Below are 21,522 nucleotides of genomic sequence, written 5' to 3'. Positions count from 1 at the left end.
ATGTCGGTCAGAAACCTATTTGCCGGCGCAGAGGTCCTCGACTTTGCGATCGGCCGCCGCCTTGATGCTGGCGTCCGAGAGGCCGTAGGTGCCGAGGATCTTCTTGTAGTCGTCGGTCTTGCGGAACTCGACCAGCGCGGCGTTGAAAGCGTCGCGCAGCTCCTTGTCCTCCGGCCGGAAGGCGAAGCCGCCGAAATTGCGGACCGGCTTGCCGTTGACGACCGGGTCGGTGAAGGGCGCGACCTGCTCGACATTGGCCTGACCCTTGGCGAGCGAGGCGACGGTGAGCTCGGTCGCGGCATAGGCGTCGGCTCGGCTCTGCACGGTCGCGAGCGCGTCGGCATTGGCGGTGATGAAGATCACCTGGCTGTCCTTGACGCCGACGGCGCGCAGGAAGTCGATATTATTGGCGCCGGAGACGACCGCGACCTTGAGCGACGGGTCCTTGGCGATATCGGCATAGGTCGTCAGCTTCTTCGGGTTGCCCTTCTTCACCAAGAGGCCTTCGCCATAGGAGGAGTTCGGCTCGGTGAAGGAGACCTGCTTGCAGCGCTCGGGCGAGATGTTCTGCTCGGCCGCCACAAAGTCGAAACGCTTGGCCTTGAGGCCGGGAATCAGCGTGCCGAACGGCGTGACCGACCAGTTGGCCTCGGCGACGCCGAGCTTCTTCAGCACAGCATTGGCGACATCCGGGCCGATGCCGGCCGAGGTGCCATCATCCTTCATGTAGGAATAGGGCACCTCATTGGCGGTCGCGACGCGGATATAGCCCTGGTCCTTGATGTCCTTGAGGGTGGTGGCGGCGGCGGCGGACAAGCCGGCGGCGAAAGCAATGGCGGAGAGACCCGCGATCTTCAAAAACGGCATCTGCAATTCTCCTCTGGTTGATGTTTCTCCGCATGCCGATTGCTTCGGCTTCTCTGGCGTCTTCGCGCCGGCGGTTTGGCTTGGACCGGTCGCCCGGCCGAACGGGTCAGGGCGCCTCCGTCAGCACGGCAAGCACCGAAAGGCAGTCGCCCGCCTTGATCAGCCCGGGGACGTGGCGGGCAGCGAGGACGCCGTCCATCGCGGCCTGGTACTCGGCCGGGGCGAGCCCGGTCTTTCCGACAGGATAGACCCGGGCGATCACCTCGCCGGCGCGCACCGGCTCACCGAGGTCGTGCTCGAAGACGATCAGCCCGTCATCTTTCGCGAAGGTGAAGCAATCGGCCGAGGGCATGTCGAGCCAGCTTGTCGGCGCCGTCTCGGGCGTGCCGGCGAGGATGCCGGCATGCCTCAGCAGATTGCTGGCGCCGCGCCGGGCGATGCCGATGCTGCGCGCGCTCGCGGTTCCGGCGCCGCCGAGCTCGGTCGTGACGAAGACCTTGCCCATTGCCTCGACGGTGGTGTCGAGCATGCCGACGGCGTCGATCTCCAGCATCTTCATCGAGTAGGGCGCGGAGAAGGCGGCGACCGCCGCAAAGCAGCGCGCCTCCTGCGCATTGTCCGGCAATTCATGCGCGGCGGCATAGGGCAGGAAGTCGAGTGTCTTTCCGCCGGAATGGAAGTCGAGCACGATGTCGGCCAGCGGGACGAGATGGCGCGTGACGTAGTCGGCGATCTTCTCGGTGACATTGCCGTCCGGCCGACCCGGAAAGCTGCGATTCATATTGCCCTTGTCGATCGGCGAGGTGCGCGTGCCCGCCCGGAAGGCCGGATAGTTCAGCGCCGGCAGGATGATCACCCGGCCCGAAACCTCGGCCGGATCGAGCGAACGCGCCAGTTCGAACAGCGCCGCCGGCCCCTCATATTCGTCGCCGTGATTGGCGCCGATCAGCAGCGCCGTCGGCCCGTCACCATTGGCGATCACGCAGACCGGGATCATCACCGAGCCCCAGGCGCTGTCGTCGCGGCTATAGGGCAGGCGCAGATGGCCGTGCCGGACGCCCTGCGCCGAAAGGTCGATCGTGGGCGTCACCGGTGAGGGGCGGGGCGAGGCGGTCAGCATCGGCTCAGGCCTTGACGAAGAGCTGGCGCGGCACGTTCGACAGGCATTCGACGCCGCTCTCGGTGATCGCGATGCTCTCGGTGATCTCGAGGCCCATATCCTCGAGCCAGAGGCCGGTCATGAAATGGAAGGTCATGCCGGGTTTGAGCTCGGTCCGGTCGCCGGGACGCAGGCTCATGGTGCGCTCGCCCCAATCGGGCGGATAGGACAGGCCGATCGGGTAGCCGGTGCGGTTGTCCTTGATGATTCCGTACCGCTTCAGCACGGCGAAGAAGGCGTTGGCGATGTCCTCACAGTTGTTGCCCGGCTTCGCCGCGGCGAGCCCGGCGTCCATGCCTTCAAGTGTCGCCTTCTCGGCATCGAGGAAGGCCTGCGTCGGCTTGCCCAGGAAGACGGTGCGCGAGAGCGGGCAGTGATAGCGCCGGTAGGCGCCGGCGATCTCGAAGAAGGTGCCTTCGCCCGAACGCATCGGCCTGTCGTCCCAGGTCAGGTGCGGGGCGGAGGCATCGGCGCCGGAGGGCAGCAGCGGCACGATCGCCGGATAGTCGCCGCCGAATTCGGCCGTGCCGCGGATGCCGGCATCGTAGATCTCGGCGACGAGGTCGCATTTGCGCATGCCGGGCTCGACCACCTCGACGATGCGCTGGTGCATCAATTCGACGATGCGGCCGGCCTTGCGCATGTAGTCGAGCTCGGTCCTGCTCTTGACCGCGCGCTGCCAGTTCACCAGCCCGCCGGAATCCTTGAAGCGGGCATTCGGCAGATGCTTCTGCAGCGAGGCGAAGGCCGCCGCCGAGAAGTAGTAATTGTCCATCTCGACCGCGATCGAGAGCCTGTCCCAGCCGCGCTCGGCGATGATCTGCGCCAGCAGGTCCATCGGGTGGCGCTCGGTCGACTGAACATAGTGGTCGGGATAGCCGATGATGTTGTCGTGGCCGAGCCAGGCGGTGCGCTTCGCTCCGTTCGCGTCCTGCTTGCGCCCATACCAGATCGGCTCGCCCGTCGGCGGCACCAGCACGCATTGATGGACGTAGAACGACCAGCCGTCATAGCCGGTCAGCCAGTGCATGTTCGAGGGGTCGGTGACGACCATCAGCTCGGCGCCGGCCCGCTCCATGGCGGCGCGGGTCTTGGCGAGGCGCTCGGCATATTCCTCGCGGGTGAAGTTCAGGGTCACGGTCACGCGGCGTCTCCCGCTTCGGCTTTGGTGTCGATGGTCTGCCCGGCGCCGGCAGTGCGGGCCCGGGCGGCGGCGAGATTGGCGATCGCGGTGTCCTGCACCCCGGTGCCGGTCAGGTCGGCGAGGGTGATCTCGTCGGCGCGCGTGCGCCCGGGGCGCTTGCCGGCGACGACCTCGCCGAGCTCGGCGAAAGCCTGGTCGGAGGTCGCAAGGCCGAAGCGGATCGCATGAGCGAGCTCGCCGAGCCGCCGCGTCTGGCTGAGACGATCAGCGACATAGGTGGCGCGGGCGAAGACGGTCGGGTCGATCTCGTTCTTGTGCTCGCTGTCGGAGCCCATCGCCGTGATGTGCTGGCCGGGTTCGAGCCAGTCCGCCATCAGGATCGGCTTCTCGGCCGGCGTGGTGGTGACGATGATGTCGGCGCCTCGCATGGCTGCGTGCGGATCGGCGATAGCGGCGACCGGAAAACCGAGCTTGCGGGAGAGCTCGCTCGCAGCCTCGCTCGCCTTCTGTGGATCGCGCGCCCAGACCCGCGCCTCGCGGATCGGCCGCACCAGCGCCAAGGCTTCGAGCTGCAGCCTCGCCTGCATGCCGGCGCCGAAGATAGCGGCGACTGCCGCATCCGGCCGGGCGAGGTGACGCGCCGCGACGGCTCCAGCCGCGGCCGTCCTGACATCGGTGAGATAGCCATTGTCGAGGAGCAGCGCCTCGACCAGGCCGGTCCGGGCGCTGAACAGGATCATCAGCCCGTTCAGGCTGGGCAGGCCGAGCCTGGGATTGTCGAAGAAGCCGGGGCTGACCTTGATCGCGAAGCCGTCGAGGCCCGGCACATAGGCCGTCTTCACGTCGACTTCGCCGCGATGCTCGGGAATATCGAGCCGCAGGATCGGCGGCATGGCGACCGGCCTGGTCGCGAGCGCCGCAAAGGCCTCCTCGACGCAGGTGACGGCGCTCAGATCAAGCCCGACGATGCGGCGCAGCTCCGCTTCGGTGAGGACGAGCATGCGGCTCATGCGGCGGCTCCGGAGACGATCCGCCGGTGCACGGCCTCGTCGATATTGCGGCCGGAGACGATGAGCGCCGTCGGCCCATGCGGGCTGACCTTGCCGGCGAGCAGGGCGGCGATGCCGACCGCGCCGGCGCCTTCGACGATCTCGTTTTCCACGAGCGCGGCATGGCGGATGCCGGCCGCGATCTCCGCCTCGCTGAGCAGCACGACCTCGTCGATCAGGTCACGGCACAGGGCGAAGGTGACGCGGTTGGAAAGGCCGATGCCGCCGCCGAGGGAGTCCGCCAGCGTTTCCTCTTCAATGACCTCGACGGGCCTGCCGGCGGCGAGCGCAGCGGCCATGGCGGCGCCGCGTTCCATCGAGATGCCGATGATCCTCGCGGAGGGCCGCAGCGCCTTGACCGCCACGGCAATGCCGGCGGCGAGGCCGCCGCCCGAGAGCGGGATCAGCACGCAGGCGAGTTCGGGCAGGTCCTCGATGAGTTCGAGGCCGATCGTGCCCTGGCCGGTAACGACGTCGGGATCGTCGAAGGGCGGAATTGGAATGAGCCCGCGCTCGGCAATCAACCGCTCGACTTGGATCTGCGCATCATCCTGCGAACGGCCGACGATGCGGACCTCGGCGCCGAGCGAACGGATCGCCTCGACCTTGTTTGAAGGCACCAGCGCCGACATGCAGATGGTGGCGGCAAGGCCGAGCTCGCGGGCGGTGTAGGCGACCGCACGACCATGATTGCCGGTCGATACGGTCACGAGACCGCGCGGGCGCTGGTCCCCGGTCAGCGCCAGCACTGCATTCATCGCGCCGCGCAGCTTGAAGGCGCCGATCGGCTGGCGGGTCTCCAGCTTGAGATGGACGGGCTGGCCGCAGAGGCGGCTGAGGGAGGGCGAGGCGACAAGCGGCGTGCGCTCGACCCGGCCGGCGATGCGCGCCGCGGCGGCTTCGATCTCGGGCAAAGCGATAGCGGCCGGCGCTACAGCCGGCCGATCTGTCTCGGCAGTGAAAAGACGCGGTTTGGTCACCGTCATGTCTCCCTCGCTTGTCATGCTGCGAGGGGGAAAATTTCATGTCAATTATTATATTGTCATGATCCAATGCCGGACATGGGCCAAAGGCGGCAATGACACGGCAAAGTGAGCCTATTCGCCACCGCCCTCAGCCGATCGCACCGATGTCGAAGACCGGCGGGAGCTGCTCGAAGGTCTGCCGAACCGTCGCCAGCGTCCGGGCCAGCAAGTCATGGCTCATCCGCCCGCCCAGGCAGATACGGATGCCGCCGCCATGACTGGCGCCGGCGACGAACGGGTCGGACGGCGTCACGGCCACGCGCCGGTCGGCGAGCGAGCGCACCAGACTGTCCTCGGTCCAATACGCGGGCACCTTGAGCCAGGCGCAGAGCGAGAGTGGATGGCTCGAGGCGACATGGCTCCCGAGTGTCTCGGCGACGATGCGCTGGCGCGCCGTCGCCTCCGCGCGCTGGACGGTGAGTAGCCTTAGCGCCGTGCCGTCCTCGACCCAGCGCGTCGCGATCTCGGCCGGCAGATAAGTGCCGCTCCAGCTGGTCACGCGCAGGATCGAGGCGGCGCGGATCGAATATTGCGGCGGCACCACGAGATAGCCGACGCGCAGGCCGGTCAGCACTGTCTTGGTGAAGCTCGTCAGGAAGAAGCCGAGATCGGGCAGCATCGCGGTGATCGACGGAAGCGGCTCGGCGATCAGCGGCTTGTAGACCTCGTCCTCGACGACGAAGACGCCATAGCGCTGCGCGATCTCGGCAATGGCGCGGCGACGCTCGGGGCCGGCGACATGGCTGGTCGGGTTGTTGAGCGTCGGGATGAGGACGAGCGCCCGGACGCCGCCGGTGCGGCAGGCAGCCTCGAACGCATCGGGGCGGATGCCTTCCTCGTCGGTTGGCAAGCCCTTGAGGCTGAAACCGAGCACGTTGGCGAGGCCGATGACGCCGTGATCGGTCAGGTTCTCGGTCAGCACGATATCGCCGGCGCGAACCACGCAGGCGAGCGCCAGGAAGAGCGCATGCGCCGCGCCATTGGTGATCAGCACGCGCTCGACAGACGTCTCGACGCCGAGTGGCCCGAGCCAGAGGCGTGCCGCTTCGCGGTGGCGGTCGAGGCCGGCGATCGGCCGGCATGGGCGCATGAAGGGGCTGGTATCGCCCTCGGCCAGCGCAGCCAGAGCCTGACGCGCGGCCGCCTCATGCGCATCGAGATAGACCCCGCGCACGATCGAAAGGTCGACGACCTCGGTCGGGCTGCGGTCGAGCATCAGCCGTCCCGCCTGCTCGGTGACGCGGCTCTTCACGAAGGTCCCGCGCCCGACCTCGCCGCTGAGATAGCCGAGGCGCTCGGCCTCCTTGTAGCTCAGGCTGACGGTCTGGACGGAGATGCCGAGCTCGCGGGCGAGATCGCGATGGGTCGGCATCCGGTCCATCGGCTTCAGGACGCCGGCGTCGATATCGGCGATGATGCGTTCGGTCAGCGCGGCGTGCTTGGTCGCGCCCTTCTGCTTCGTCAGGACTGGGTGCCATTCGACGGCTTTATCCAGGACGGTAGCGAGCCGGTCGCCGGGCGGCCTGTCGGCTTGACGGAGCATAGGATTGTCTCGTTCTTAGTAAGCGCTGTTCATGACATTATGCACGCGCGGTCCCAGAAGATGAAGCTCGATCCCATCGACCTCAAGATCGTCGCGGCCCTCAAGCGCGACGGCCGCATGACCAAGCTCAGGCTCGCTGAAGTTGATGGGCTTCAGGCATGGAGGCCTGCTTCAGCCGGAGACTCTATGCGATGATCTTGCCGGGATTGCACAGGTTGTCGGGGTCGAACAGCGTCTTGAGCTGGGCCATCAGCGCCAGCTTTACAGGGTCGGCATGGCGTTCCAGTGCCGCGATCCGCTTACTGCCGATGCCATGCTCGGCGGAAAACGAGCCGCCGAGCCCGCGCAACTCGCCATAGATTGCGGTTTCCACGGCTGTCCGGACATCCGGCCGGAGCGGACCGGACAGGTTCAGGACGATGTGGAGATTGCCGTCGGCAAGATGGCCGAACAGATAAGGTTCGATGGCCGGGTCGATCGCCTTCAATGCCGGCTGCAGGCGCGCCACGTACCCATCGAACTCGCGTGCTGGGAGCGAGATATCGTAGGAAGGCGCCTGGGGGTGGAGCCGATAGAGCACATCCGTGTCCTCGCGCAGCCGCCAGAGCTGCGCCGACTGGGCCATCGAGGCGCAGACAATGCCATCGATGTCCGGTTCCGTCTCGAAGAGAGCTGCGAGCGCGTCTTCCAGCGCTGTGCGGGCAGCTTCGAAGCTGGCGCCGCCGAGCTCGACCAATAGCAGGCAAGGCGAGCGTAGCGGCAACAGCGCCGAATCGAGGCCGAGCGCGGCACAAGTCACGGCCGCGAAGCCGGACCACATGATCTCTGCCGCGAGCAATGGCGCCGACCCGCCCTGCAAATGGCGGACGATGTCGAGCGCCTGCGCTGCGCCGGTGGTGCCGAGCAGTGCGGTCGCGCGGCCGCTCGGCAAGGGATCGAGCCGGATCACCGCACGCGTGACGATGCCGAGCGTGCCTTCCGCCCCGATCAGCAGCTGCTTCACATCATAGCCGGCGCTCGTCTTCAGGACCCGTGTCATGTCATCGACGAGGCGCCCATCGGGCAGCACGGCCTCCAGGCCGAGCACGCGGTGGCGCATGACGCCGGTGCGGAAGGCCGTGATGCCGCCGGCATTGGTCGCGATCAGCCCGCCGATCGTGGCCGAGCCGCGCGCGGCAAGGTCGAGGCCGGGATGGAGTCCGGCGGCCGCCGCCGCTTCTTGCAAGGCAGAGAGCGTGACCCCGGCCTGGACCACGGCGACACCGCTGTCGGGATCGATCTCCTCGACCCTGTCGAGCGCGCCGAGATCGCAGATCAACTGGTCCGGCGTGGTGACGGCACCGCCGACGAGGCCGGTCCGCCCGCCTTGCGGCACGAAGGCGCAGCAATGCGCCCGGCACCACGCCACCAGCTCTACGACATCCGCGACGGAGCTGGGGCGAACGAGCGCGAAGGCGTTCAGATTGCCGTCGTCCCAGCCGGGATCACGCGCTGCGAGCGCGCTGCGGTCGAGCACCTGGCTGCCCGGCAGATGCGCGCGCAGGGAGGCGATCCGATCCAGCGCGGACCCGGCAGGCATGTCCTCAACGCGCATCGGTCAAGTCTCCGGCGGTGACGCGCTGCTGCAGCAACCGTGTGAGCCAGTCCGGATCGACATCGGGCACGCAGGAGAGCAGCAGTTGCGTGTAATTGTCGGACGGCGTCTCCAGCACGGCGTCACGCGGCCCGCTCTCGACGACCGCGCCTTGACGCATGACCACGACCTCGTCGGCGATGGCGCGCACCGTGGCGATGTCATGGGTGATGAAGAGGTAGGACAGGCCGAGCTCGTTCTGCAGCCGCTGGAGCATGGCGAGGATGCCGGCCTGGACGACCTGGTCGAGCGCCGAGGTCACCTCGTCGCAGATCAAGAGCTCGGGGCCGGCAGCGAGTGCACGGGCGATGCAGACGCGCTGCTTCTGCCCGCCCGAAAGCGCGCCTGGCAAGCGGTCGAGCAGATCGGGCTTCAGCTCGACCAGCGCCATCAGCTCGCGCAGTCGGGCCTCGCGTGCGGCGCCTCTGAGGCCGGAATAGAGCTGCAACGGTCGGCCAATCGCCTCGCGGATGCTCTGCCGGGGATTGAGCGCCGCGTCCGGGCTCTGGTGGATGAGCTGGACACGGCGAAGCTGATCGCGCAAGCGATCCTGCAGGGCCCCCGGCAAGCAGCTTCCCTGGAGTTGCACCTGTCCGGCAGTGGGCGACAGCAATCCGGCGACGATGCGCGCCAGGGTCGATTTGCCGGAGCCGGATTCGCCGACGAGGGCGACCGTGCCGCCTGTTCGGACCGTCAGCGAGACGTCCTTGAGCACTGGGACGGAGCCATAGGAGGCACTGATCCCGTCCAGTTCCAGCAGCGGCGCGCCATGATCCTGCTCTGGCGCTTTCCTGATGTGGCGCACCGCCCAGAGCGAGCGGGTGTAGCTCTCGCGCGGGGCGGCAAGCATGGCCCGCGTCGGGGCCTCCTCGACGATGCGGCCATGGCGCAGCACGGTGATGCGATGGGCGAGCTGCGTTACCACCGCAAGATCATGGGTGATGTAGATCGCGGCCGTCCCGAAGGCCTCGACAACGTTGCGGATCGAGGTGAGGATCTCGACCTGCGTGGTCACGTCGAGGGCCGTGGTCGGCTCGTCGAAGACGATGAGATCCGGCCGGCAGATCATCGCCATCGCGATCATCACGCGCTGCAGCTGCCCGCCAGAGAGCTCGTGCGGGAAGCGTTCGCCGATATGGTCGGGATCAGGCAGGGCAAGCCGCGCGAACAGCTCGCGCGCGTCCTGCTCTGCTTGGCGCCGCCCCATGCCGGCCTGCCGAGTCGCGGTCTCGACCACCTGCTCGATCAGGCGATGGGCCGGGTTGAAGGAGGCGGTGGCGCTCTGGGCGACATAGGCGATGCGGGTGCCGCGCAGCGCACGGCAGCGCTGCGGCGGCAAGGCGAGCAGGTCCTGCCCGTCGAACAGCACGGAGCCCCCAGCGAAGCGGCAGCCGGGCCGGACATAGCCGAGCGCAGCCAAGCCGATTGTGGACTTGCCGGCGCCCGATTCCCCGATCAGGCCGAGCACCTCGCCGGCATGCAGCTCAAGATCGATGCCGTCGACGATCTGCTGCGGCCGGCCGGGCCCGCTCGTCTCGATCACGAGGCCGCGCATGACGAGGAGCGGCGCGCCATCCGGTTCAGCCAGCGGGTGTGATGCTGCCACAGCGAGGCTCGCGGTTTCAGCGTTCATCGCTCACCCCGTGATGGCCGGCCGCGGCCCAGTCGATGACCAGGTTGATGCCGATGGTCAGCAATGCGATCGCGCCGGCAGGAAACAGCGGCATCAGGATGCCGAACGAGATCGCCGCGGCGTTCTCGCGCACCATCGAGCCCCAGTCGGCCGTCGGCGGCTGGATGCCGAGGCCGATGAAGCTCAGCGTCGCGATGAACAGGAAGACGAAGCAGAAGCGCAGGCCGAATTCCGCCGCGAGCGGCACGACGATGTTGGGCAGGATCTCGCGGCGCATGATCCAGCCGGTTCCCTCGCCGCGTAGCCGCGCGACCTCGACGAAATCCTGGGCCGCCACATCCATCGCGGCGGCGCGTGCGATCCGGAAAACCCGCGTCGCATCGAGCAGCGCGATGACGCCGATCAGCACGGGCAGCGTCGAACCGGCGACAGCGAGCACCAGCAAGGCGAAGATCAAAGTGGGGAAGGCCATCACCAGATCGACCAGCCGGCCGAGGGCCTGGTCGACCCAGCCGCCGCGCACGGCTGCGGCCAACCCCAAAATCGTGCCTGTGACGAAGGAGATCGCTGTGGTCAGCAGCGCCAGCGTGATCGAATTGCGGGCGCCGTAGATCAGGCGCGAGAGCACGTCCCGCCCGAGATGATCGGTGCCCAGCAGGGTCGCCGGGCCCTCCGCCGGCGGGTTCCAGAAGCCCCCGGCCCAGGGACCGCCGACGATCTCGGTTTCGTCATAGGGCGCGACGAGCGGGGCGAAGAGGAGGCAGAACAGGTAGACGGCGACGATCGCCAGCCCGATCCGGGCCGAGAGCGGAGCCATGCGCAGCGCTGCGATGCCGGTCATGCCCGCGCCTCCCGCTGGCGTGGCCGGCGCAGCCGCGGATTGGCCAGCAGCGCCAGGATGTCGGCGAGCAGGTTGAGGCCGATATAGGTGCCGGCGAACAGCATGCAGCAGGCCTGGACGACCGGGATGTCCCGCTTTGCGACGGAGTCGACCAGCAACTGGCCGAGGCCGGGATAGACGAACACCACCTCGATCACCACGACGCCGACGACGAGATAGGCGAGGTTGATAATGACGACGTTGATGATCGGCGATAGCGCATTGGGCAGCGCGTGGCGTACGACGACGCCCCAGGGCCCGACGCCCTTGAGCCGCGCCATCTCGACATAAGGCGAGGCCATGACGCCCATGATCGCCGCCCGCGTCATCCGCAGGACATAGCCGATGACGGCGAGCGACAGCGTCAGGGCGGGCAGAGCCAGCATCGTCAGCGTCTCGACGAAGCCGCCCTGGCTCGAAAGCGAGATCGCCGGCAGCCAGCCGAGGCCTACCGAGAAGCAGGCGACCAGCATGTAGGCGGTGAAGAATTCGGGGAACGAGATCGCGAGCAGGGAAGCGGTGGAGGCGACCCGGTCGAGCGCCCGGTCGCGATGCACGGTCGAGAGGATGCCGAGCAAGACGCCGAGCGGCAGCGCGATCGCCGCCGCCAGCGCAGCCAGCGACAAGGTCGCACCCAGGCGCGGCGCGATCAGCTCGGAGATCGGTCGGTCATTGGCGAGCGAGCGCCCGAAATCGCCGCGCAGCAGGCCCGCCGTCCAGTCGGCATAGCGCACGACCAGCGGCTTGTTCAGGCCGAGCTCCTGCCGGAGCGCTGCCACCGAGGCGGGCGTCGCGCTTTGGCCGAGGATCGCCTCCGCCGGATCGCCCGGCAGCATGTCGACGGCGAGGAAGACCAGCAGCGAGATCACGAACAGGGTCGCGATCCCGAGCGCGATCCGCTGGGTTATCATGGCGAGGACGCCGTGCATCGAACGATCCTTGCTGGCCTGACCGGCTCCCGGCGGGAGCAGGTCAGGCGGCCAAATTGGAGGGTCTAGGCTGCGACGACGCGCGTCAGGCGAACCACCAGCGCTCGGAGGCGCGGCAGCCGTCGAGCATCCAGTCGCCGGCCAGCTCCCCGAACGCCAGCTTGCGGCTGGTCGCGTCGAGGAAGTCGGCGAAGGCGAAGATGTTCGAGCCGCCCTCGTCGTGGATGATCCGCTGTGCCTCGCTGTAGAGCGCGCGGCGCTTGCCGGTGTCGAACTCCTTGCGGGCTTCGGCGACGATGGCGTTGAGGCGCGGATTGTTGATGCGCGTTTCGTTCCAGCCTGCCTTGGTGCCGGTATCGGAATAGCCGAGCGTCAGCAGCACGTCGTCGTTGATGCGCCCGCTCCAGCGCGAGGTGCAGAGCGGCTTCTTGTTCCAGACCGAGGACCAGTAGCCGTCCTCCGGCTCCTTGGCGACCTCGATGGTGATGCCGGCCTTGGCCGCATGGGCCTTGAACAGGACCGCCGCGTCGGTCGCGCCCGCGAACGGCGTCTCGGAGACATGGAGCCGGACGCGCAGATCGGCTTCGCCCGCCTTGGCGAGGTGGAACTTCGCCTTGTCGGGATCATAGGCGCGCTGCGGGATCGAGCCGTCATAGAACTCGTAGGCGGCTGAGAGCGGATGGTCGTTGCCGGGCGAGCCGAAGCCGCCGAGCACGCGCTTGACGATCTCCTCGCGGTCGATCGCGTATTTCATGGCGAGGCGCACGTCGTTGGAGGCGAACGGCGCCTGGTCGACCATCATCGGGAAGGCGAAGTGCGCCTTGCTCTTGACCCGGTTGATGCGCACCGCGGCATTGCGCTCGAGCAGCGCCACGGTGCGCGGATCGACGGCGTTGTAGGCGTCGATCTGACCGGTCAACAGGGCGTTGGCGCGGGCCGTGGCATCCTTGATGCAGATCATCTCGACCGTGTCGAAATTGCCCCTGCCGGCTTTCCAGTAATTCGGATTGCGCTTCACGCGCGAGCGCACGCCGGGCTCGAATTGCTCCAGAAGGTAGCCGCCGGTGCCCATGCCGCGGCGGTAGTCGGTATCGCCATCGGGGATGATGACGAGGCCGACCGAGCTCGTCAGGGCCGGAAAGCCGACATTGCCGTCGATCAGCTCGAACACGACCGCATCGGGACCGTCGGCCTTGACCGTGGCGATCTGGGCCAGGATCGGCTTGGTCATCGACTTCGAGCCGTCGCGGCGATGGGTGTTGAAGGAGTGGACGACGTCGGCCGGCGTCAGGCTCTTGCCGTCATGGAAGGTGACACCCTTGCGCAGCTTGAAGGTCCAGGTCTTCGCGTCCTTCGAGCCTTCCCAGCTCTCCGCGAGCTCGGGAACGAGCTTTCCGCCCGGCCCGGCCTCGACCAGATTGTTGCGCAACTGCCATTGCAGATGCTGCGAGAATTGCGTCTCGACCAGCGTCGGGTCGAGCGAGTCCGAGGTCGCGAAGTCGGAGATGCCGACCCTGAAGGCGCCGCCGCGCTTCGGCGCCTGCGCGCTGGCAGTCGACGGAAAGAGTTGCGCCGCGCCGAGCGCGCCGGCGCCGAGAAGAAGGCTTCGCCTATCCAGATGTCCGTGGTTGGTCATTGCAGTTTCCCTCTGTGTTGTTGGAGCGGTTTCCGCTCTCGTTGAATGCTGGTGGCGTGGGGGCGCTGAGGCAGGTGGCGAGCCCGGCGATCAGGCGGTCATTGTCCGCGGCATGGCCGATGGTGGCGCGCAGGTAGCTGCGATAGCCCGCCTCGCGCCAAGGCTTGACGATGATCCCCTCGCGCAGAAGCGCGGCGGCGATGCCGTCGCTGTCGACGCCCATATCGAGGAACAGGAAATTGGTCTGCGAGGGCGCGGGCCTGAGGCCGAGCCGGTGCAGCGCGGTCTGGACCCGCTCCCGCTCGGCCCGCAGCCTCGCGGTCGAGGCCTTCATCCAGGCTTCGTCCCGCAACGCCGCCAGAGCGGCGATCTGGGCGGCGCCGTTGACGTTAAACGGCGTCTTCGCCGCGGCGATGGCGCGGGCGAGCCCGGCATCGGAACAGATCGCATAGCCGACCCTGAGCCCGGCGAGACCATAGGCCTTCGAGAAGGTCCGCAGCACGACATGCGGCAGGCCGGCGGCGCTCAGGGTCGCAAGCGCGTCGGGGGCGCCCTCGTCGGCATATTCGTAATAGGCTTCGTCGAGCACGAAGAGCGTGCGGGGCGAGGCCGCCCGGGCGAGCCGTTCGAGCTGGGCCTGGTCGAGAGCGGGCCCGACCGGGTTCGACGGCGACGACAGGAACAGGATGCGCGGTTCGGCCGCGAGCGCTGCGGCGATGGCCTCGATATCGAAGCCGAGATCGTCGGCCATCGGAACCTTCACTACGCGGGCGCCGGCGGCCAGCGGCTCGATCTCGTGCAGGCCGAAGCTCGGTATGACGGTCACGACTTCGCAGCCCGGCGTCAGCGCGGCCCGCGCGATCGCCGCGATCATCTCCTCCGAGCCGTTGCCGACGACGATCCGGTCGGCAGCGATCGCGAACTTCTCCGCGAGCGCATTCCTCAGCTCCGTGCAGGCCGGATCGGCATAGCGCCAGGGCTCGAATTCCGGCGAGCGCAGCGCTGTCAGCACGGCGGGCGAGCAGCCGTCGGGATTCTCGTTGCTGGCGAGCCGGGCGATGTCGGAGCGCCTGCTCGCGGCGCGGGCCACCGCGACGGTCAGCCCGGCATTATAGGGCGGCAGCGCCGCGACATGCGGATTGAGAACGAGCGAGCCGGAGGTCGGCCCGGCTTCGCCGGCGGTGCGGATCGATGCTTCGCTCATGGGCACGGCTTCTCCTAGAGATCCAGGACGAGCGGGCCGCGCGGCTTGGCGCAGCACAGCAGCACCTCGCCCGGTCCGGGTGGATCGAGCGGCTCCTCGACATAGTCGACCTCGCCCTGCAGCAGGCCGGTGCGGCAGGTGCTGCAGATGCCGGCGCGGCAGGAGAAGGGCGGATCGAGGCCGAGCCGTTCTGCGAAAGCGAGCAGGTTGGTGTCGCTCGCCTCGTCCCATGCGGCGGCGCGTTGCGATTGCGCGAAGCTGATCTGCAGGCTGGCTCCGACCTCGTTCGCTTCGGCGGTGATCATGGGTTTGCCGGCGGGCGGCAGGGGAGCGGCCAGAGACGCCGCCGGCATATCTTCTTGAACCGCTTCGAGCACGGTAGCGGGGCCGAAGAACTCGTAGCGGATGCGTTCCTTGCGCACGCCGAGCTCGCGGAAGCCCGCGTAGACGCTGGCCATGAAAGGCGGCGGTCCGCAGAGATAGACGTCGTAGTCGCCGAGCGGCAGCCAGCTGCGCAGCAGCGCCCTGGTCATCACGCCGTCGGCATGATGCAGGCCGGCCGTGACGTCAGCCGGGGTGGGCGCACGATAGCAATAGCGTGCCGTGAGGCCGGGGCGGCTGCGGATGAGTTCGTCGACCTCCCTACGCAAGGCATGGACCTCGCCATCGTCGCAGGCGTGCAGGAAGTGCACCTCGCGCTCCGGCTCGCTCGTCAGGGCATGGAGCATCGAGACGAGCGGCGTCAGGCCGACCCCGCCACTGGCGAGGATGACGGGTCGCTGGGTGTCCCTTGCCAGCACGAACTCTCCGCGCGGCGGCGCGATCTCGACGAGATCGCCAACTGCGACCCGGTCATGCAGGAAGCAGGAACCGATTCCGTTCGGCAGCCCTGGTGCCGGCGCGCCCTCGCGCTTCACCGTGATCCGGTAGTGCGTCCCGTCGGATGGCGCCGACGAGATGCTGTAGGTTCTGAGCGCCGACGCCTGCCCATCTTGGCCGGGGATACGGATCGGCAGGTATTGGCCGGGCTCGAAGGCATGCCAGTCCGCGGGATCGAGCGGCTCCAGTGCGAAGGAGGTGATCGTCCGGCTCTCCGGCGTCCGCGACACCACGCGGAACGGCCGGAACCGGGAGACAGACTGCGCAGCGCCCGCCACAGCGGCGCCTATTCCGCCGCCTGCCGGGCATTGGCGGCGGTCTCGGCCTCGATCAGTTGCGCCAGCCGGCGGCGGAACCGCAAGGGACCGACATCGATCTTGAGGTCGAGATTGGGGGTGCGCTTGTTGGCCATGCCCTGATGCACCGCGGCGAGCACTGCCCGGTCCTCCTCGAAGGCACCGCGCACCGAACGGGCGAACTGCGCGGAGATCTCCGGGTCGTTCGGCGCGAAGTTGCGCATCTGGAACCAGAAATAGCGGGTGCTGTTCTCGTCGACCGGCGTCATGAAGTTGTAGCTGTCCATCAGGAAGACGTCCGGATGGAGCGGCTGACCGACGCCGCCGCTGCCGGCCGGCGTGAAGATCGCCCTGATGATGGCGTGGCTGGGATAGCGCACCTCATAGTGCTGCTTGCGGTCGCAATGGCCCTTGAACTTCAGGAACGGGGCGTAGAAGGGCGCGGGCTCGGAATCCATCATCCAGCGCCAGACTGTGACGCCGTCCTCGCCGACGGTCGTCTCCAGCGGCGTCTCCTCGGTGCCGGCGCCGGCGAAGGAACTCTGGTGCACCCAGGCGACGTGGGAGGGATCGAGCAGGTTGTCGGTCATGTAGAGGTAGTTGCAGGCGACCGTCATGCCGTCGCCCTGGTTCACGCCCCAGGCGGGATCGCCCCAATGGTCGACGGCGAAGATCAGCGCGGGGTCGGCCAGCGCCGGATCGCCCATCCAGACCCAGACGAGCCCGTAGCGCTCCTCGACTGGGTAGGACCGGACGCGGGCGACGTGCGGAATCCGCTCGGCGCCGGGAACGCGGGTGCAGGTGCCGGTGCAGTCGAAGGTCAGGCCGTGATAGCCGCATTCGACGTCGTCGCCCTTGATGCGCCCCATCGACAGCGGCAGCTTGCGATGCGGGCAGGCATCCTCGAGCGCCGCCAGCTTGCCGTCGCGCCGCCGGTAGAGCACGACGTTCTCGGACAGCATCGTCACCGGGTGGAGCTGGTCCCGGACCTCGTGGTCCCAGGCCGCGACATACCAGGCATTTTTCAGGAACATCGACGCACTCCCATCCATCGCCATCCGGAGAATGATAGGCAGCGATGCGGCGCCGGCTTGAGTCCGAAGAATTGCGTTACATTTTAGATTTGCTAAAATGTGAAGTCAGCACGGGAGGCAGGTTTGGCATTGCCGCCGCTCAAGGCGCTTCAGGCATTCGAGGCGGTCGCACGGCTGGGCAGCGTGTCCGATGCGGCGGCCGAGCTGTTCGTCACGCCCGGCGCGATCAGCCAGCAGATCAAGAAGCTGGAAAGTAGCCTCGGCATCCGGCTCGTCGAGCGCAATGGGCGCGGCGTCGAACTGACCTCCTGGGGAGCGGCTTATCACCTCGACATCGTCGGACCCTTCGCCGCCCTGCGTCAGGCCCAGGCGACGCTCCACCGCAAGCGCGCCGGCTCAGGCCTCGTCGTCAGTTGCCTCGCCACCGTGGCCAGCCGCTGGCTCGGCCCGCAGCTCTTCGACTGGCAGGTGCTGAACCCGGCCTCGAAGATCCGCCTGATCGGCGCGGAGTCCGAGCCGCGGCTGTTCGAGGACGGTGTCGATTTCAGATTGTCATATGGCTCGAAGAGCCAGTCCTTCGACCATTACGCGCCGCTCTTCACGGACTGGGTGGTGCCGGCCTGCGCGCCCGGCCTGATCGCGGGCAAGGCCATCACGGCGCCGGAAGACATCTTCGCCTATCCCCTGATCGGGATCGAATGGGAGGGATCGCACAAGCCACCGCCGGGCTGGGACGAGTGGGCTGATAGCGTCGGGGTTTCCGTGGGTAATATTTCGACCGAGTTGGCTTTCTCGTTGTCGAGCACGGCTCTGGATGCCGCCGTCAATGGCCGCGGTTTCGTGCTTGCCCAGATCGCGATGATCCGCGAGGACCTCGCCTCCGGGCGGCTCGTCGTGCCGATCGACAGGCGGCTGCAGCTCGGCGAAAGCTATTTCCTGGCCTGGGACCGGGCCGCATTGGAGAAGCCATTCGGTGGGCAGTTCCGAGATTGGGTGCTGGCGATGTCGCGTGCGCAGCAACGCAAGTCCGCAGCCCTCTGACAGTCGGCGCTCAAGTTGACGTTAGGGAACAGTCCCTCCGTCTCACAACGCGATCGTTACATCCGAGCGTGGCCGCGAGGAACAGGCGAGGATATAGCCCTGCGCCTCCTCTTCGGGCGAGATCCCGCCTTCGTGCCGCATCTCGACCGAGCCCTCGACAAGGGCGACCCGGCAGGTGCCGCACATCCCCGAAGCGCAGCCGCAGGGGATGACGATGGTCTGGCGCGTGGCTGCCTGCAGCAGTGTCTCGCCCGGCTGGGCTGTGAATTGCTTGTCGCCGAGCCTGACCGCATAGCCTCCGGCCGGCGTATCGACTGGAACCAGCGGCGGAGCCACAGGTGCGACGGCGCCGAAATGCTCGACATGGAACAGCTCACGCATGCCGCCCTCGGCGGCATGGATCAGCCGCGCTTCCTCCATGAAGCCGGCGGGGCCGCAGCAGAAGACCTCGCGGCGGCCGTAATCCGGTAGCACGACCGAGACCAGCCGCCGCCCGAGCCGGCCGGCGAAGCCGAACCAGCCGGGCTCCGGCCGGCTGACGAGCATCGCGACCTTGAGATTGGGCATCTGCGCCTGCAACTCGGCGAGCTCGCGAGCGAAGAGGATGTCGCGCGGTGTGCGCGCGGCATGGAGCCAGTGCACGTCGCTATCCGGCGCGGTCGCGGCGAGGTGGCGCAGCATCGCCATCAGCGGGCTCGCCCCGGAGCCGGCTGAAACCAGAGCAAGCCGGTCGGTCGCGCGGCTGTCGATAGTGAAGCGGCCCTTTGGCATCCGGCCTTCGAGCCGCGCACCGATCGCGAGTTCGTCGTGCAACCAGCGTGTCACACGGCCCTTCGCATGGGCCTTGATCGTCATCGCGATCGTACCTGACTCATCCGGCGCCGAGGCGAGCGAGAAGGTACGGAACAGCGTCTCGCCGCCGATCGCAAGCTTCAGCGTCATCGACTGGCCGGCCGCATAGCTGGGCACGCCGCCGTCGGGCCGGAAGACGAAGGTCTTCACATCATGCGTCTCGTCGCGGATCTCGGCGACGGTGAGTTCAAGTAGATCGGCAGTCGGCGCCGCTGCGGCTGGCGCCTCGAGGCTGTCCAGGCTCATTCGGCGGCGATCCTGAACGGTGTGGGCTCGCCGGCATAGGCCGCCATCTTGCCGGCATACCAGTTGGTGAAATTCGTCAGCATGAACTCGGAGGGCGCATAGGGGCCGGGCCGGTAGCCCATCGAGCGGATGCCGGCATGGTTCACCGCCGCAAGCTCGGCGTCCTGGGCGTTGGTCGCGAGCCAGACCTCGGTCAGCCGCTTTATGTCATAGTCGACGCCCTCGACCGCATCCTCGTGCACCAGCCAAGTCGTGCGCACCGCGGTCTTGTCCTGGGAGAGCGGCAGCACCCTGAAATGCAGGATGTGGTCGGCGAGGAAGTGGTTCCAGTTGTTCGGCACCCGGAACATCCGGACCGAGCCGAGATCGGGCTCGGTGAAGTCGGCAAGCAGCTTGTTGCAGGCGGGGCCGCCATCCATCGTGAACGACAGCGCCCCCTCATGAAACGGCAGGCGGATGCAGCGGAATTCCTGACCGCCATCGACCGGCTGATGCGGCAAGCGCAGCGCCTCCCATTTCGCGGTCTTGCGGTCCATCAAACCCTTGAACTCGGCCGGCCCGCGCGGATCGTCCGGCAGCGCGAACTCGACCAGCGTCACCAGGAGCTCCGGATGGTTGCCGGCGCAGTGGTAGCATTCACGGTTGTTCTCGATGACGAGCTTCCAGTTGGCGTCCTCGATCAGGGTCATCTCGAAGGCGACCTTGGTGCGCTCCGGCATATGCGGCGCGATATAGGGCGTCACCGCCTCGCGATAAGGCGTCAGGTCGGGCGGGTTATTGGCGAGGCAGATATAGACCATGCCGCAGATCACCTCGACATGGACGGGCTTCAGCCCATGGGCCGAGCGGTCGAAATCGGCCGGCATCTGGCGGGCGTTGAGCAGCGAGCCGTCGAGCTCGTAGACCCATTGGTGATAGGGGCAGACGAGCCGGTTGGCGCGGCCCTTCTCATGGCCGCAGATGCGCGAGCCGCGATGGCGGCAGCTATTGTGGAAGGCGCGCACCTGCCCGTCGCGGTCGCGCAGCACCACGACCGGGTTCTCGCCGACGGTCAGCGTCAGGTAGTCGCCCGGCTTCCTGATCTCGCAGGCATTGCAGGCGAACAGCCAGTCGGTCTCGAACACGGCCTTGATGTCGGTCTCGTGCATCGCCGGATCGACATAGAAGGCTTGCGGCAGGCTGTAGCCCTCGCGTCGCTCGGCGAGGAGCTGGCGGATGCGGTCGCGATCGATCATCGGCTGAGACCCTGACGGTGGATAGCCGCGATCTTGCTCCGTCGGCGGCGAGGGCGGCCGGAGCATTCCGACCTCACCGGCAAGCTTTGCGACGAGCGCATGTCGCTTTCATTGCAACAATGTCGGAAATCCGCTTTCCTTGGATCGGTTCCAGATCCGATCATCGACGGGAGGAGGCCAAGGCATGAACGAGGCGCCTGCCGGCACCCAGATCGTCACGCTGCTGCTCGTCGAGGGCTTCTCGATGATGAGCGTCGCCTCGGCTATCGAGCCGTTGCGCTCGCTCAACCGGCTGGTCGACCGCGAGGCCTGGCGCTGGCGGCTGGCGAGCCTCGACGGCGGCGTCCTCGCCGCCTCGAACGGCATTCCGATCCCGGCCGAGGCGGCCGAGACCGCCTTGCCCGGCTCGCATTACTTCCTCGTCTGCGGCGGCCTGCGCATCCAGTCGGTCGACGAGCGGCGCTATCTCGCCGTCCTGCGCAAGGCGGTACGCAGCGGCGTGCGCGTCGGCTCGCTCTCGACTGGGACCTATCTGCTGGCGCGCGCCGGCCTGCTCGACGGCTATCGCTCGACGATCCACTGGGAGAATCGCCCCGCTTTCCAGGAGGAGTTCCCCCATCTCGTCTGCACCGACAAGCTCTACGAGATCGACCGCGACCGGATGACCTGCTCGGGCGGCACCGCGGCGATGGATCTGATGCTGCATTTGATCACCGAGCGCCATGGCGCCGATCTCGCGCGCCGCGTCGCCAACCAGTTCCATCATGACCGCATCCGCGACGAACGCGACAACCAGAGCGGCGGCCGGCTGGAGCGGATGTCGAGCTTGCCGCCGGCCGTGCGCAACGCGCTCAAGCTGATGCAACGTCATGTCGAGGATACGATCTCGATCGCCGAGATCGCCGAGAAGGTCGGCATGAGCCCCCGCCAACTCGAGCGGCTGTTCCTGCGCTATCTGCAGACCTCGCCGGCGCGCTACTATCTCTCCTTGCGCATCGACCGGGCGCGCGAGCTGCTGCTCTATTCCGACCGTCCGGTCCTCGAGGTCGCGATCGCGGCCGGCTTCACCTCGACCTCGCATTTCGCCCATTGGTTCAAGAAGCTGCAGGGCGTGCGGCCGAGCCAGCTGCGCGGACGGCCTGCGAGTGAAGAGGCGGCGTCGGTCTCTGCCAACTGAGCACGGCAGGTCGCAAGCGCGACATGCGATGTCGCTTTCCCGGCCCGAGGCTGGAACGGT

At 67.6% G+C, this 21,522-nt stretch carries 18 protein-coding genes; 2 read left to right on the top strand and 16 right to left on the bottom strand.

Annotated features, from left to right (window positions below):
* Window positions 1-15 precede the first annotated feature (15 nt).
* The 14 genes from ehuB to ACQKLX_RS20710 all read right to left on the bottom strand — a co-directional run bounded on the left by ehuB (window position 16) and on the right by ACQKLX_RS20710 (window position 16,911).
* Complete coding sequence (gene ehuB / locus ACQKLX_RS20775) at window positions 16-867, bottom strand: ectoine/hydroxyectoine ABC transporter substrate-binding protein EhuB (RefSeq protein WP_427363461.1); 852 nt, start codon at window positions 865-867, stop codon at window positions 16-18.
* A 106-nt stretch (window positions 868-973) separates the two neighbouring features.
* Window positions 974-1,987 (bottom strand): N(2)-acetyl-L-2,4-diaminobutanoate deacetylase DoeB, encoded by a 1,014-nt coding sequence (gene doeB, locus ACQKLX_RS20770; RefSeq protein WP_427363460.1) that lies wholly within the window; start codon window positions 1,985-1,987, stop codon window positions 974-976.
* 4 nt (window positions 1,988-1,991) lie between these two features.
* The gene (gene doeA, locus ACQKLX_RS20765; RefSeq protein ID WP_427363459.1) at window positions 1,992-3,170 is read right to left on the bottom strand and encodes an ectoine hydrolase DoeA; all 1,179 of its coding nucleotides are present in this window, start codon (window positions 3,168-3,170) and stop codon (window positions 1,992-1,994) included.
* Complete coding sequence (eutC, locus tag ACQKLX_RS20760; protein ID WP_427363458.1) at window positions 3,167-4,180, bottom strand: ectoine utilization protein EutC; 1,014 nt, start codon at window positions 4,178-4,180, stop codon at window positions 3,167-3,169. The genes doeA and eutC overlap by 4 nt, the downstream gene beginning before the upstream one ends.
* Window positions 4,177-5,205 (bottom strand): hydroxyectoine utilization dehydratase EutB, encoded by a 1,029-nt coding sequence (eutB, locus tag ACQKLX_RS20755; protein WP_427363457.1) that lies wholly within the window; start codon window positions 5,203-5,205, stop codon window positions 4,177-4,179. The genes eutC and eutB overlap by 4 nt, the downstream gene beginning before the upstream one ends.
* A 127-nt stretch (window positions 5,206-5,332) precedes the next feature.
* The gene (gene ehuR, locus ACQKLX_RS20750; RefSeq protein ID WP_427363456.1) at window positions 5,333-6,787 is read right to left on the bottom strand and encodes a MocR-like ectoine utilization transcription factor EhuR; all 1,455 of its coding nucleotides are present in this window, start codon (window positions 6,785-6,787) and stop codon (window positions 5,333-5,335) included.
* Window positions 6,788-6,971: 184 nt separating this feature from the next.
* Window positions 6,972-8,381 (bottom strand): FAD-binding oxidoreductase, encoded by a 1,410-nt coding sequence (locus ACQKLX_RS20745; protein ID WP_427363455.1) that lies wholly within the window; start codon window positions 8,379-8,381, stop codon window positions 6,972-6,974.
* The gene (locus tag ACQKLX_RS20740; RefSeq protein WP_427363454.1) at window positions 8,371-10,053 is read right to left on the bottom strand and encodes an ABC transporter ATP-binding protein; all 1,683 of its coding nucleotides are present in this window, start codon (window positions 10,051-10,053) and stop codon (window positions 8,371-8,373) included. Before ACQKLX_RS20740 ends, ACQKLX_RS20745 begins: the two co-directional genes overlap by 11 nt.
* Window positions 10,043-10,894 carry an ABC transporter permease gene (locus ACQKLX_RS20735; RefSeq protein WP_427363453.1) on the bottom strand — a complete coding sequence of 284 codons (852 nt, stop codon included), beginning with the start codon at window positions 10,892-10,894 and terminating at the stop codon, window positions 10,043-10,045. The genes ACQKLX_RS20740 and ACQKLX_RS20735 overlap by 11 nt, the downstream gene beginning before the upstream one ends.
* Entirely contained in the window at window positions 10,891-11,862 is a 972-nt protein-coding gene (locus tag ACQKLX_RS20730) for an ABC transporter permease (RefSeq protein ID WP_427363452.1), read from the bottom strand. Before ACQKLX_RS20730 ends, ACQKLX_RS20735 begins: the two co-directional genes overlap by 4 nt.
* 85 nt (window positions 11,863-11,947) lie before the next feature.
* Window positions 11,948-13,498, bottom strand: a complete 1,551-nt coding sequence (locus ACQKLX_RS20725) for an ABC transporter substrate-binding protein (RefSeq protein WP_427363451.1) — start codon at window positions 13,496-13,498, stop codon at window positions 11,948-11,950.
* Window positions 13,473-14,702: a histidinol-phosphate transaminase gene (gene hisC, locus ACQKLX_RS20720; protein WP_427363450.1), complete on the bottom strand. Its 1,230-nt coding sequence runs from the start codon at window positions 14,700-14,702 to the stop codon at window positions 13,473-13,475. Before hisC ends, ACQKLX_RS20725 begins: the two co-directional genes overlap by 26 nt.
* Before the next feature lie 14 nt (window positions 14,703-14,716).
* On the bottom strand, window positions 14,717-15,814 hold the full coding sequence (locus ACQKLX_RS20715; RefSeq protein WP_427363449.1) for a 2Fe-2S iron-sulfur cluster-binding protein: 1,098 nt from the start codon (window positions 15,812-15,814) through the stop codon (window positions 14,717-14,719).
* Between the two features lie 53 nt (window positions 15,815-15,867).
* Entirely contained in the window at window positions 15,868-16,911 is a 1,044-nt protein-coding gene (locus tag ACQKLX_RS20710; RefSeq protein WP_427363448.1) for an aromatic ring-hydroxylating dioxygenase subunit alpha, read from the bottom strand.
* Window positions 16,912-17,034: 123 nt separating this feature from the next.
* On the opposite strand from ACQKLX_RS20710, the gene ACQKLX_RS20705 reads away from it, so the two are divergent.
* The gene (locus ACQKLX_RS20705) at window positions 17,035-17,952 is read left to right on the top strand and encodes a LysR family transcriptional regulator (RefSeq protein ID WP_427363447.1); all 918 of its coding nucleotides are present in this window, start codon (window positions 17,035-17,037) and stop codon (window positions 17,950-17,952) included.
* Between the two features lie 42 nt (window positions 17,953-17,994).
* On the opposite strand, the gene ACQKLX_RS20700 is transcribed toward ACQKLX_RS20705, so the two are convergent.
* Both ACQKLX_RS20700 and ACQKLX_RS20695 read right to left on the bottom strand, forming a co-directional pair.
* A complete protein-coding gene (locus tag ACQKLX_RS20700) occupies window positions 17,995-19,050 on the bottom strand; it encodes an FAD-binding oxidoreductase (protein WP_427363446.1) in 1,056 nt (351 codons plus the stop codon).
* Entirely contained in the window at window positions 19,047-20,285 is a 1,239-nt protein-coding gene (locus tag ACQKLX_RS20695; protein WP_427363445.1) for an aromatic ring-hydroxylating oxygenase subunit alpha, read from the bottom strand. The genes ACQKLX_RS20700 and ACQKLX_RS20695 overlap by 4 nt, the downstream gene beginning before the upstream one ends.
* A 184-nt stretch (window positions 20,286-20,469) precedes the next feature.
* On the opposite strand from ACQKLX_RS20695, the gene ACQKLX_RS20690 reads away from it, so the two are divergent.
* Window positions 20,470-21,462, top strand: a complete 993-nt coding sequence (locus ACQKLX_RS20690; protein ID WP_427363444.1) for a GlxA family transcriptional regulator — start codon at window positions 20,470-20,472, stop codon at window positions 21,460-21,462.
* Window positions 21,463-21,522: the final 60 nt, after the last annotated feature.

Origin of the sequence: Allobosea sp. NPDC003192 (genome assembly GCF_050275675.1) — a bacterium.
Taxonomy (GTDB): Bacteria; Pseudomonadota; Alphaproteobacteria; order Rhizobiales; family Beijerinckiaceae; genus Allobosea.
Note: the sequence above shows the minus strand (reverse complement) of the source record. Positions and strands in the feature narration are given on the sequence as shown.